This is a genomic window from Achromobacter semiaridum (assembly GCF_053543755.1).
The window spans coordinates 15,726-27,371 of sequence record NZ_JBLVOL010000046.1 but is presented as its reverse complement, the minus strand read 5'-3'; the positions used below and the strand labels follow the sequence as shown (position 1 = coordinate 27,371).

The 11,646-nt window shown below is 64.2% G+C and carries 12 protein-coding genes; 5 read left to right on the top strand and 7 right to left on the bottom strand.

All coding sequences use genetic code 11. The features are described 5' to 3' along the window. A partial coding sequence (locus ACNPP0_RS13860) for a FadR/GntR family transcriptional regulator (RefSeq protein ID WP_448706204.1) occupies positions 1-382 on the top strand: 382 nt, incomplete at its 5' end. Continuing rightward, positions 379-1,791 carry an FAD-binding oxidoreductase gene (locus ACNPP0_RS13855; RefSeq protein ID WP_448706203.1) on the top strand — a complete coding sequence of 471 codons (1,413 nt, stop codon included), beginning with the start codon at positions 379-381 and terminating at the stop codon, positions 1,789-1,791. The genes ACNPP0_RS13860 and ACNPP0_RS13855, both read left to right, overlap by 4 nt. Before the next feature lie 95 nt (positions 1,792-1,886). Here the strand turns inward: ACNPP0_RS13855 and thiC are convergent, their stop codons facing one another. Next, on the bottom strand, positions 1,887-3,800 hold the full coding sequence (gene thiC / locus ACNPP0_RS13850; RefSeq protein WP_332609783.1) for a phosphomethylpyrimidine synthase ThiC: 1,914 nt from the start codon (positions 3,798-3,800) through the stop codon (positions 1,887-1,889). Between the two features lie 392 nt (positions 3,801-4,192). On the opposite strand from thiC, the gene ACNPP0_RS13845 reads away from it, so the two are divergent. Then, the gene (locus ACNPP0_RS13845) at positions 4,193-4,756 is read left to right on the top strand and encodes a SecDF P1 head subdomain-containing protein (RefSeq protein ID WP_332609785.1); all 564 of its coding nucleotides are present in this window, start codon (positions 4,193-4,195) and stop codon (positions 4,754-4,756) included. 157 nt (positions 4,757-4,913) lie between these two features. Here ACNPP0_RS13845 and ACNPP0_RS13840 read toward each other — a convergent pair whose 3' ends face one another. Next, complete coding sequence (locus tag ACNPP0_RS13840) at positions 4,914-5,363, bottom strand: helix-turn-helix domain-containing protein (protein WP_442880295.1); 450 nt, start codon at positions 5,361-5,363, stop codon at positions 4,914-4,916. A 79-nt stretch (positions 5,364-5,442) separates the two neighbouring features. Here ACNPP0_RS13840 and ACNPP0_RS13835 point away from each other — a divergent pair, with 79 nt between their 5' ends. Beyond that, positions 5,443-6,120 (top strand): transcriptional regulator, encoded by a 678-nt coding sequence (locus ACNPP0_RS13835; RefSeq protein ID WP_332609787.1) that lies wholly within the window; start codon positions 5,443-5,445, stop codon positions 6,118-6,120. Here ACNPP0_RS13835 and proB read toward each other — a convergent pair. From proB to ACNPP0_RS13810, 5 genes are all read right to left on the bottom strand, one after another. After that, the gene (proB, locus tag ACNPP0_RS13830; protein WP_332609788.1) at positions 6,117-7,253 is read right to left on the bottom strand and encodes a glutamate 5-kinase; all 1,137 of its coding nucleotides are present in this window, start codon (positions 7,251-7,253) and stop codon (positions 6,117-6,119) included. The genes ACNPP0_RS13835 and proB overlap by 4 nt on opposite strands. A 55-nt stretch (positions 7,254-7,308) precedes the next feature. Continuing rightward, complete coding sequence (gene obgE / locus ACNPP0_RS13825) at positions 7,309-8,445, bottom strand: GTPase ObgE (RefSeq protein ID WP_448706202.1); 1,137 nt, start codon at positions 8,443-8,445, stop codon at positions 7,309-7,311. Positions 8,446-8,635: 190 nt separating this feature from the next. Next, on the bottom strand, positions 8,636-8,896 hold the full coding sequence (gene rpmA, locus ACNPP0_RS13820; protein ID WP_046803173.1) for a 50S ribosomal protein L27: 261 nt from the start codon (positions 8,894-8,896) through the stop codon (positions 8,636-8,638). Positions 8,897-8,930: 34 nt separating this feature from the next. Further along, positions 8,931-9,242: a 50S ribosomal protein L21 gene (gene rplU, locus ACNPP0_RS13815; RefSeq protein WP_006216228.1), complete on the bottom strand. Its 312-nt coding sequence runs from the start codon at positions 9,240-9,242 to the stop codon at positions 8,931-8,933. Positions 9,243-9,544: 302 nt separating this feature from the next. Further along, complete coding sequence (locus ACNPP0_RS13810; RefSeq protein WP_332609792.1) at positions 9,545-10,303, bottom strand: IclR family transcriptional regulator; 759 nt, start codon at positions 10,301-10,303, stop codon at positions 9,545-9,547. Positions 10,304-10,424: 121 nt separating this feature from the next. On the opposite strand from ACNPP0_RS13810, the gene ACNPP0_RS13805 reads away from it, so the two are divergent. Then, positions 10,425-11,585, top strand: a complete 1,161-nt coding sequence (locus tag ACNPP0_RS13805) for a fumarylacetoacetate hydrolase family protein (RefSeq protein WP_332609794.1) — start codon at positions 10,425-10,427, stop codon at positions 11,583-11,585. Positions 11,586-11,646: the final 61 nt, after the last annotated feature.

Below are 11,646 nucleotides of genomic sequence, written 5' to 3'. Positions count from 1 at the left end.
GGGGCGCAACGCCGCCGACCTGACCGCCATGGCGCAAGCGCTGGCTTCGCTTGAAGCGCACCTTGAGCACCCCGAACAGGGCGTTGAGCACGACATCTCTTTTCACGTCGCCATTGCCGCCGCCACGCACAACCGCAGCTATCAGGACCTGTTGCAGTACCTGAACCGCCAGCTGCGCCTGGCCGTCAGCACCGCGCGATCCAACAGCCGCTTGCACGACGGCTTGACCGCTGCCGTGCACCAGGAACATGTCGCCGTGTTCGAAGCCATCCGCGCGCGCAACCCCGACCGTGCCCGGCAAGCCGCCGTCCGTCATTTGCAGCAGGCGGCCACCCGCCTGCAACTCGATCAACTTTTTCCCGCAGCCACGCCCAACTCATGAACGCATCCGACTTTTCGCAACGCCTGGTCCAAGCCCTGGGCCCCGACACCGTGTTCACCGCCGAAGCCGACATCGCGCCCTGGTTGTCCGATTGGCGCGGCCTGTATAACGGACACGCCCAAGCCGTCGTGCGCCCGCGCAACACGGCCGAAGTGGCTGCCTGCCTGGCGTTGTGCCAGCAGGAAGGCGTGCCGGTCGTGCCGCGCGGCGGCAACACCGGCCTGTGCGGGGGCGCCACGCCCGACGGCAGCGCCAGGAATGTCGTGCTAAGTCTGGACCGCATGAACGCCGTGCGTTCCATCGACACGGTGGCCAACACGCTGGTGGCCGAAGCGGGCGCCATTCTGGGCAACCTGCGCCGCGCCGCGCAAGATGCCGGCCGCTTGTTACCGCTAAGCCTGGCGGCGGAAGATTCCAGCCAGATCGGCGGTAACGTCGCCACCAATGCCGGCGGCGTGAACGTGGTGCGCTACGGCATGGCGCGCGAGCTGGTGCTGGGCCTGGAAGCCGTGCTGCCCACCGGCGAAATCTTCAATGGCCTGCGCACGCTGCGCAAGGACAACACGGGCTACGACCTGAAGCAGTTGCTGATCGGGTCCGAGGGCACGCTGGGCGTGATCACGGCGGTGGCTTTGCGGCTGTTCCCGCGTACCGACGTGCGTTCCGTGGTGCTGACGGCGGTTGAGTCGCCCGCGCAGGCGCTGCAACTGTTCGAGATTCTGTTCGAGCAGTGCGGCGCGCGCTTGCAGGCGTTCGAGTATTTCTCTGGCGACTGCCTGGACCTGGTGCTGACGCATGCCGAAGGCGTGCAAGAACCCTTTGATCAGCGCTACCCGGCTTACGTGTTGATCGAGCTTGCCGATACCGCCGACGAAGCCGGACTGACGGCCTTGCTGGAAAACGTGATCGGCACGGCGTTGGAACGCGGCTTGTGCCTGGATGCCGCCGTGTCGGCATCGATGGCGCAATTGCAGACCTTGTGGAAGCTGCGCGAGGAAATCTCCGAAGCGCAGCGTGCCGATGGCCCGCACTTGAAGCACGACGTGTCGCTGCCCATCGAACGCATTCCCGAATTCATGGTGTCCGCCGAGGCCCGCGTGCGCGCGCTGTTTCCCGATATCCGCCCGTTCATCTTCGGCCACTTCGGCGACGGCAACCTGCACTACAACCTGTCCCGCCCCGCCGGCGCGGCGCGTGACTGGGTGGCCGTGAATGGCGCGGCAATTACCGACGCGGTGCTGGACGAGGTCAACCGCTACGGCGGCAGCATCTCGGCCGAACACGGCATCGGCCAACTCAAGCGCGACCACTTCCTGCACAGCAAGGACCCCATCGAGCTGCGCTTGATGCGTGACATTAAAAAGGTAATGGACCCGGCCGGGATCATGAACCCGGGCAAATTGCTGTAAGGCAACACTGCCACTGTCTTGATCCGCGCCGGTTCCCGCGCGCGCGGCCTGCGCTCCCTTCCCGGAGCCGGCCGCGCTGCGGCTGCCACCCGCGCCTATTGCCGGTGATAGACCTCGGCGCCCTTCTTCACGAACTCCACCGACTTTTCCTGCATGCCTTTCTGCAAGGCGTCCTTCTCGCTGACGCCTTGCGCCGCCGCATAATCGCGCACGTCCTGCGTGATCTTCATGCTGCAAAAATGGGGGCCGCACATCGAGCAGAAGTGCGCTACCTTCATCGAATCCTTCGGCAGCGTCTCGTCGTGGAATTCCTTGGCGGTGTCCGGGTCCAGGCCCAAGTTGAACTGATCGTCCCAGCGGAATTCAAAGCGCGCCTTTGACAACGCGTTGTCGCGGATCGCCGCGCCCGGGTGGCCCTTGGCCAAGTCCGCCGCATGCGCCGCGATCTTGTACGTGATGATGCCGTCCTTCACGTCCTTCTTGTTGGGCAGGCCCAAGTGCTCTTTCGGCGTCACATAGCAGAGCATCGCCGTGCCGTACCAACCGATCAGCGCAGCCCCGATGCCCGACGTGATGTGATCGTAGCCCGGCGCAATGTCGGTGGTCAGCGGGCCCAGTGTGTAGAAGGGCGCTTCATGGCAGTGCTCAAGTTGCAGGTCCATGTTTTCCTTGATCAGGTGCATCGGCACGTGACCCGGCCCCTCGATCATCACCTGCACGTCGTGCTTCCACGCCACCTGCGTCAGTTCGCCCAACGTCTTCAACTCGGCGAATTGCGCTTCATCATTGGCGTCGTAGCCCGAGCCCGGGCGCAGCCCATCGCCCAGCGAAAAGCTGACGTCATACGCTTTCATGATGTCGCAGATGTCTTCAAAGCGCTCGTACAGGAAGCTCTCCTTGTGATGCGCCAGACACCACTTGGCCATGATCGACCCGCCGCGCGACACGATGCCCGTCATGCGGTCCGCCGTCATCGGAATGAACGGCAGGCGCACGCCCGCGTGGATCGTGAAGTAGTCCACGCCTTGCTCGGCCTGTTCGATAAGCGTGTCGCGAAAGATCTCCCACGTCAGGTCCTCGGCCTTGCCGTCCACCTTTTCCAGCGCCTGGTAGATCGGCACGGTGCCGATGGGCACCGGCGAATTGCGGATGATCCATTCCCGCGTTTCGTGGATGTGCTTGCCGGTGGACAGATCCATCACCGTATCGCCGCCCCAGCGTATCGCCCACGTCATCTTCTCGACTTCTTCGCCGATGCCCGAGCTGACGGCCGAGTTGCCGATGTTGGCGTTGATCTTCACCAGGAAGTTGCGGCCGATTGCCATGGGCTCGACTTCAGGGTGGTTGATGTTGGCCGGGATGATGGCGCGCCCGCGCGCGATTTCGTCACGCACGAATTCCGGCGTGATGGCGGCGGGGATGGCGGCGCCGAACGATTGGCCCGGGTGCTGGCGCAGCAGGCGCTTGACCATCTTTTCGCCATCGGGGCCACTGTCGCGCAGCGTTTGCAGGTAGTGCTCGCGGCGCAGGCTTTCGCGGATCGCCACGAATTCCATTTCGGGCGTGATGATGCCGCGCCGGGCATAGTGCATCTGCGACACGTTGGCGCCTGCCTTCGCGCGGCGTGGCGGGCGTTGCAGGTCGAATCGCATGGCCGTCAGCTTCGGATCGGTCAGGCGTTCTTTGCCGTAATCGCTGGTCGGGCCGGACAGCACTTCGGTGTCGGCGCGTTCCTCGATCCAGGCGCGGCGCAGCTCGGGCAGGCCGCGGCGGATATCGATCTTGGCGTCGGGGTCGGTGTAGGGGCCGCTGCAATCGTAGACGGTCAGCGGCGGATTTTTTTCCCCGCCGAACATGGTCGGCGTGTCGTCCTGCTCGATCTCGCGAAATGGCACGCGGATGTCCGGGCGCGAGCCCGTCTCGTACACACGGCGCGATCTGGGCAGCGGTGCGACGGCCGCCGCGTCGACTTCGGCGGTAGCGGCCAGGAATTTGGGATTGGCGTTCATGGAAAGCTCCAAGCAAGTGGTTGGAGCCGATCGGGAATGGACTTCCACCTGGCGTGCAGCGACGCCAGGCGGAAATACGGCTCCCAGCATCGGCATTATCCGTACTGGTACGAAGGGACTCTCTCAACCCGGCGCCGCCTGAAAAGGCGGGACGAGTACCCCTGCGCGAGCCCGAAGTATAGATCGCGCCAACGTCGCCCGGCGCATGTGATGATTTGCGCGCATGAAATCATTCAAAGATCGTTCGCCGCCGAGAGCTGGTATTACTGCTTTACATTTGGATTCAGTCTGCGGCGACACCGTCATTTAGGTTCGGTACACTTTTTTCAACCAAAACGCCCGGCCTGCCATCGACTCGCCGGGCATAGCTAACTTAAAAGAAGGAATCGAGCATGCAACTGACCCTACGCAAATTGGCGCCCGCCCTGGTTGTCGTGACGTTGGCGCTGGCGGGTTGCAAGACCGCCCCGACGAAATCGTCCGGCGCCGCGGCCACGCCCGAAGCCGGCCAGCAGTCGACCCAGCCGGCCACCGCATCCTCGGTGGACTTCTACCTGGCGCAACAACAACCCGGCCCCGGCCTGCGCGAAATCGCGCTGCCCGACGGCAAACTCTACATGCAGGAAGTGCCCGTGCTGACGCGCGCGGATCTCACCGACGCGGCCGCGTTGGTAGACCGCCAAGGCCAGAACTTCGTGGGCCTGCGGTTCTCGGAAGCCGGCGCGCGCAAGTTGACGGATGTCAGCACCAAGAACGTCGGCAACCGCCTGGCACTGGTGATCGATCAGGAACTGGTCGCCGCGCCCAGCATCGCCGAACCCCTGAACCGTGGCGTGTTGGCCTTTGGCGTGGCCTCGGCGCAAGCCGCGTCCGAAATCGCCGCCAAGATCCGTGGCGACGCACCGCCCGCTCCGGCTGCCGGTGGCGCCGCGCCCGCACCCACCCCCAAGCCCTGATCGCTGATCTTCCTGCGAATAAGCCGAAGCGGCAAAAACGGCAAAATCAGCTAATCGCAGGGACTTGAATGAAAAATATCCGCACCGAAAGGTGCGGATATTTTTTTGCCCGCGACGGGCGACGCGGCAGTCGCGCGCATCGGATTGGCGGGATGAATCAGCCGATTTTTCGGCCGCGCGGTTTGACCGTCCGGCGGGCTTGGGCGGTCTCGATGAAGGTTTGCGTCAGGGCTTCCAGCATGGCGCGGTCATCGGGTGTCAGGCCGTCGAATTGCGACGGCGCAATGTTGGGAAACGGCCAGGGCGCTTGCGGACGGGGCCGTCGGACCATGCGCGGCATGGTCTCGGCAACGCCCGCTGCGGGCAGCGTATCTGACAGGTCATAGCCTTCCATGGGCAATTCCATGGGACCCTTGCCGGTCTCCAGCCACTCAAGCTCAATCTTGAGAATCTGCGCAAGCTTACGGACGGACCGGCTGGAATGCCGAAGCCCGTTTTCGTAACTGGCGATTGCACTTTGCGAGATTCGCGCAAGACGAGCGAGCGTCTTCTGCGTGTGACCACGCAGAAGACGGGCTTGCTTCAATCGGTCTGAAAATGTCTTCACGAGTCGATTGAAGCTTGCTCATGATTTACTTTGGTGGTTATAAGCATTACCTGGGTGATAGTTTTGGAGGCGAGGACACATGCATGAACGAGGCAACGTGTTCGTCGTGCAACTTGATGAAATGACGAGCAATCATTTTGTCGCTGCTCTGCGTGATTTTCAATGGCGGGTCAGCGCGTGCGCGTCGCCGGACGAGCTGTTCGAACGGCTACGCACAGATGATGTCGACGCGATGGTGTTGCGTGGGCAGGGCGCCGAGGTCCCCAAGCTGATCGCGGCCTTGCGCCGTGCGGCGCCGGACGCGGCGGTGGTCTGGCAGTCGCCCGTGGCTTCGGCGCGCGAACGGGTCGAGGCGCTGGAGGCAGGCGTGGACTTTTATAGTTCGGCCCGCATGGAGCCCGAGGAATGGGATGCGCTGCTGCGCAATGTGCGGCGCCGGCTCTTGCCGCCCTCAACCGACGGCCCCGCTTGGCGCCTGGACCAACGCGTGCTGTCAGGCCCCGCCGGCGAGCGCCTTCCGTTGACGCTGACCGAACGCGACTTTTTTGTCCGCTTGTTAAGGGCGCCCGGCCAATGCCTGCGGCGCGATCGCTTCTTTCCGTGCAATCCCCGCGAGGGCGCACGCAGCGTGGACGTGCTGGTGTCGCGGCTGCGCACCAAGGCGCGCCGCTTCGATATTGAATTGCCGGTGTTGGCCGTGCGCGGATGGGGCTATATCCTGTTGCAGCACAGCCCGCCGCAAGAACCGCAGGATTAGAGAACGACCAGGTTATCCCGATGCATGAGCTCGGGTTCGGTCATGCTGCCCAGGATGCGAGCGATCTGCGAGGAAGGCTGGCGCAGGATGCGTCGCGTATCAACCGACGAATAGTTGATGAGCCCGCGCGCGCATTCGATGCCCTGGCTGTCCACGCAAGCCACCACGTCGCCACGGCCGAACTCGCCTTGCACGTCCGTCACGCCGATGGGCAATAGGCTCTTGCCTTCGCGCATCAGCGCCTGCACGGCGCCGTCGTCAAGCACCACGCGGCCACGCAGGCGCAGGTGATCGGCCAGCCACTGTTTGCGGGCGGACCACACGGGCAGCACGGCGCGCAGTTCGCTGCCGATGCACTCGCCCTGCGCCAATCGCGTCAGCACGTTGCGTTCACGGCCCGACGCGATGATGGTGTGCGCGCCGCTGTGCGCCGCACGCTTGGCCGCCAGCACCTTGGTCAGCATGCCGCCCGTGCCGATGCCGCTGCCCGCGCCACCCGCCATGGCTTCCAACGCCGGGTCGCCCGCCTGCGCGTGCGACATGAACGTGGCGCCGGGGTTCTTGCGAGGGTCGGAATCGTACAAGCCGCGCTGATCCGTCAGGATGATCAACGTGTCGGCTTCGATCAGGTTTGTGACCAGCGCGCCCAGCGTGTCGTTGTCGCCCAGGCGGATTTCGTCGGTGACGACCGTGTCGTTTTCGTTCACGATCGGCACCACGCCCAGGCGCAGCAGCGCGAACAGCGTGCTGCGAGCGTTCAGGTAGCGGTGGCGATCGGCCAGATCTTCGTGCGTCAGCAAAATCTGCGCGGTGCGCAGGCCGTATTCCGCGAACGCCGCCTCGTAGGCCTGGCACAGGCCCATCTGGCCGACGGCGGCGGCCGCTTGCAGTTCGTGCATGACGGAAGGGCGCTTGCGCCAGCCCAGCCGCGCCATGCCTTCGGCGATGGCGCCGCTGGAGACCAGCACGATCTGCTTGCCCTGCTTGTGCAAGGCGGCGATTTGCGAGGCCCAGTGCGCGACGGCGGCGCGGTCCAGGCCGCGGCCTTCGTTGGTGACCAGCGACGAGCCAACTTTGGCGACCAGGCGCTGGGCGTGGGTGACGACGGAAACGGCGGGTGTTTCAGCAGACATGGTAGGCGCCGGCTGCGGCGAAAAAAGACGTAATCGAAAGGACTGCGATTATGGCTTATTCGTCACCGCCGCGCGGCGCGGCAGGCTTGTCGGCGTCGGACCGCGTGTCGTCAAAGCGGGGGTCCGGCGCCACATAGGTGCCGTCCGCCTGGTCGCGCGACAGGTGTTCCTTTTCGCGCTCGGCGTCCAGGTAGTCTTGCAGCGCGTACAACAGGTCTTGCGTGCCTTCGCCCGTCAGGCCCGAAATGGCGAACACGGGGCCCTTCCAGTCATACAGTTCCAGGAAGCGGCGCTTGGTGTCTTCGGGGTCCGGCACCATGTCCAGCTTGTTCAGCACCAGCCAGCGCGGCTTGTCGGCCAGTTCGGGGTCGTAGCGGCGCAGTTCTTCAACGATGGCGCGCGCGTCGACCACGGCTTGCTCGACCGGATCCGCATCGGGGTCGGGCGTGGACACGTCAACCAGGTGCAGCAGCACGCGGGTGCGCGCCAGGTGGCGCAGGAACAGGTGGCCCAGGCCGGCGCCCTCGGAAGCGCCCTCGATCAGGCCCGGAATGTCGGCCACGACAAAGCTGCGCGACGGCGACGTGCGCACGACGCCCAGGTTCGGGTGCAGGGTGGTGAACGGATAGTCGGCGATCTTCGGCTTTGCATTCGAGATGCGCGTGATCAGCGTCGACTTGCCGGCGTTGGGCATGCCAAGCAGGCCCACGTCCGCCAGCACCTTCAATTCCATGCGCAGGTAGCGATGTTCGCCTTCCTTGCCGGGGGTCCACTGGCGCGGAGCGCGGTTCAAGCTGGACTTGAAATGAATGTTGCCCATGCCGCCCTGGCCGCCGGCAGCCAGCACGACCTTTTGGTCATGCGTGTCCATATCGAACAGGACTTCGCCGGTTTCGGCGTCATGGATAACGGTGCCCACGGGCACGCGCAGGGTGATGTCCGGGGCCGCTGCGCCGTACTGGTCCGAGCCGCGGCCGTTCTCGCCGCCCTTGGCGCGATGCAGGCGTGCGTAGCGGAAATCGATCAGCGTGTTGATATTGCGGTCTGCAACGGCATAGATGGTGCCGCCGCGGCCGCCGTCGCCGCCGTCCGGGCCCCCGTTGGGGATGAACTTTTCGCGGCGAAAGCTCGCCACGCCATTGCCGCCTTTGCCGGCGACCACTTCAATGGTGGCTTCGTCTACGAATTTCATGGTGTCTGCGCGTGTGGTGGGTAATAGGACAGCGGTCCGCGATGGGACGCTGCCAGGTGGCATTGGAAACTTTACTCGCCAATTACCATAAACAAAAAAGCTTAAAACAAAAAAGCCCTGCCGCATGCGACAGGGCTTTTGCCGTTCGGCAACGCGGTAAACCGCGTTGCGCTGACCGTGGCTAGTCCGATTACTCGGCAGCGATGATCGAAACGGTTTGCTTGTTCAACGCGCCCTTGAAGCCGAATTGAACCTTGCCGTCGATCAGTGCGTACAGGGTGTGGTCCTTGCCCATGCCGACGTTCACGCCAGCGTGGAAACGAGTACCGCGCTGACGCACGATGATCGAACCAGCGGGAATCAGTTCACCGCCGAAAGTCTTGACGCCCAGACGCTTTGATTCTGAGTCGCGTCCGTTTCGCGTAGAGCCGCCGCCCTTTTTCTGTGCCATGTTTAGCTCCTGCTAAGTGGTACCGAGTCGCTACTTAAGCCGTGATGGCTTCGATGCGGATTTCGGTGTAGTTCTGACGGTGGCCCTGACGCTTCTGATAGTGCTTGCGACGGCGCATCTTGAAGATCTTGACCTTGTCGTGGCGGCCTTGCGCAAGAACCGTTGCCTTGACCACAGCGCCGGAGACGAGGGGCGTGCCAACTTTCAGTTGGTCGCCTTCGCCCACGGACAGCACTTGGTCCAGGGTGATTTCTTGCCCAATGTCTGCCGGTATCTGTTCTATCTTGAGTTTTTCGCCAGCGGCAACGCGATACTGCTTGCCACCGGTTTTTACGACCGCGTACATGGGGTGTTCCTTAAATAGGTAAATGGGTTCATTCGCGCGGCCCGCCCTGCTGGGTGGGATTGCCACTTTGGAAGGTTCGCTTTCCTGTCCGTGTGCCGGCATTTGACATGCGGCGGGCCAGAAGGAAAGGGGCCTGACTGCCAGGTACCGGGTGGAAATATCCCGGACTAGGCACCCAAAGGGTTTACGCGAACAACCGACGTAATTCGGGCATTGCTGACCGAATCCGCAATATTAGCGCGTGACTTTTCAAAAGTCAAAAACCTGTTGTGGGCTAAGGGCTTAGGTGTGGCGCCGTGGCTTCAGACGGGCGCCACCACGCGTTGGCAGACGTGGCGCGCCACCCGGCGGATGCCCTCCATGACGTCGCGCCGGTGGGCGTCGTTCAGCCGGTCGGTGGGTATCGACGTGCTGACCGCCACCCGCTTGCCGGTTGGGGTGACGCCCACGTACGCGGCGTAGCAGACCAGGCCAGTGGCCAGTTCTTCCTGATCGTGGCCCAGCCCCGTCTGGCGCACCTTGTCCAATTCTTGATACAGCGCATCGCGTGTGGCCAGCGTCCGGTCCGTCACGCGGGGCAGCGGGTCGGGCACGCTGGCGGCCAGGGCGTCGGGTTCCAGGCTGGCCAGCAGCACTTTACCCAGTGCACAGGCATGGGCAGGCAGGCGCATTCCTAAGTCGGAGACCAGCCGCACCGGGCGGCGGGCGTCCTCGCGGGCGATATAGACCACGTCAAAGCCATCCAGCGCCGCCAGCTGCACGACCTCATTGCAGCGGGTCACGAATTCGCCGGCCGCCTCGTGGAAAGCGGCTTGCAGGCCGTCGTGACGCAAGTAGGCAAAGCCCAGCGACATCAACTCGATGCCGATCAGATAGCCGCCGTCCTTGCGTTCGACCCAGCGGCGTTGTTCCAGGCAGTCCAGCAACAGGTACAGCGTACTTTTGGGCAGCTGGCAGGCCTGCGCCAGTTCCGCGGCCTTGACGGGGGTGCGGCGGCTGGCCAGCACGCGCAGGATGTCGTGGGTACGGCGGATGGCGGGCACATCGTACTCGGCGGTCATCGTTTTGTTATTCCAACCTGTTGGACTGCAATTCAGAATGTTGGACATGATAACGACCTTCTTCTAGACTCGTTGCACCTTTATTGAAATGCCGCCCAGTCGGCATGAAGCGTGGAGACTTATGAACCAAGACAACGCATTGCCCGCCGACCTGGCGGGCGCATTACTAGTGGGCCGTGTGTGGCGGCCGGCGCCGGTGGACGGCCCCAGCGTCGTGGTCGTGCGCAACGGCGAGGTGTTCGACATCACCGCCGTGACGCCCACCGTGTCCGATTTGCTGGATCGCCCTGATCGCGTCACGCTGGCCAAGGGCGCCGCCGGCGAATCGCTGGGCGACGTGCGCGCGCTGATGGCCGCCACCTTGCAAGGGCAGGACGGACCGCGCCTGTTGGCGCCGTGCGATCTGCAACCCATCAAGGCGGCGGGCGTCACGTTCGCCATCAGCTTGCTGGAGCGGATGATCGAGGAAGAGGCGGGCGGCGACGCCAGCCGCGCCGATGAAATCCGTGTGCGGATGCAGGCCTTGATCGGCTCGGATTTGTCCCGCTTGCGTCCCGGGTCCGCCGAAGCCATCAAGCTGAAAGCCGAATTGGTCGAACGCGGGCAGTGGTCGCAATACCTGGAAGTGGGCATCGGCCCCGACGCCGAAATCTTCTCGAAGACGCCCGCGATGGCATCGGTGGGATACGGCGCACAGATCGGCGTGCTGCCTGAATCGCAGTGGAATAACCCCGAGCCCGAGATCGTGCTGGCCGTGGACAGCCGCGGCGAGATCGTGGGCGCCACGCTGGGCAACGACGTCAACCTGCGCGACATCGAAGGCCGCAGCGCCTTGCTGCTGACCAAAGCCAAGGACAACAACGGGTCGTGCGCCATCGGCCCCTTCATCCGCTTGTTCGATGGCGATTTCGACTTGGACAGCGTTCGCCACGCCGATGTGTCGCTGCGCATCGACGGGGCCGACGGCTTCGCGCTGGACGGCGTCAGCCACATGCGCGAAATCAGCCGCGACCCCCAGGACCTGGTGCGCCAGGCGTTTGGCGCGCATCACCAGTACCCTGACGGCTTCATGCTGTTCCTGGGCACGATGTTCTCGCCCAGCCAGGACCGCAAGGGCCCGGGCACGGGTTTCACGCACAAGCTGGGCGATCGCGTCCAGATCGCTTCCGAGCGTATTGGCGCGCTGGTCAATGATGTGCAGTTGGCCACCGAGATCACGCCGTGGACGTTCGGCGTGCGGGCGCTGTACGCCAACCTGGCCAGGCGCGGCCTGGTTCGATAGGGCGGCGGCCCGCGCGCTTCTTGCGAACTTCGGGGCGGCAGCGGGCCGCCCCGCCGCCGGC

Excerpts from the sequence above, each read along its gene's own strand:
- rpmA (WP_046803173.1), bottom strand. The coding sequence starts at position 8,896 with ATGGCACAGAAAAAGGGCGGCGGCTCTACGCGAAACGGACGCGACTCA.
- ACNPP0_RS13805 (WP_332609794.1), top strand. The coding sequence starts at position 10,425 with ATGAACCAAGACAACGCATTGCCCGCCGACCTGGCGGGCGCATTACTA.
- ACNPP0_RS13845 (WP_332609785.1), top strand. The coding sequence starts at position 4,193 with ATGCAACTGACCCTACGCAAATTGGCGCCCGCCCTGGTTGTCGTGACG.
- thiC (WP_332609783.1), bottom strand. The coding sequence starts at position 3,800 with ATGAACGCCAATCCCAAATTCCTGGCCGCTACCGCCGAAGTCGACGCG.
- obgE (WP_448706202.1), bottom strand. The coding sequence starts at position 8,445 with ATGAAATTCGTAGACGAAGCCACCATTGAAGTGGTCGCCGGCAAAGGC.
- rplU (WP_006216228.1), bottom strand. The coding sequence starts at position 9,242 with ATGTACGCGGTCGTAAAAACCGGTGGCAAGCAGTATCGCGTTGCCGCT.
- ACNPP0_RS13855 (WP_448706203.1), top strand. The coding sequence starts at position 379 with ATGAACGCATCCGACTTTTCGCAACGCCTGGTCCAAGCCCTGGGCCCC.
- ACNPP0_RS13835 (WP_332609787.1), top strand. The coding sequence starts at position 5,443 with ATGCATGAACGAGGCAACGTGTTCGTCGTGCAACTTGATGAAATGACG.
- proB (WP_332609788.1), bottom strand. The coding sequence starts at position 7,253 with ATGTCTGCTGAAACACCCGCCGTTTCCGTCGTCACCCACGCCCAGCGC.
- ACNPP0_RS13810 (WP_332609792.1), bottom strand. The coding sequence starts at position 10,303 with ATGACCGCCGAGTACGATGTGCCCGCCATCCGCCGTACCCACGACATC.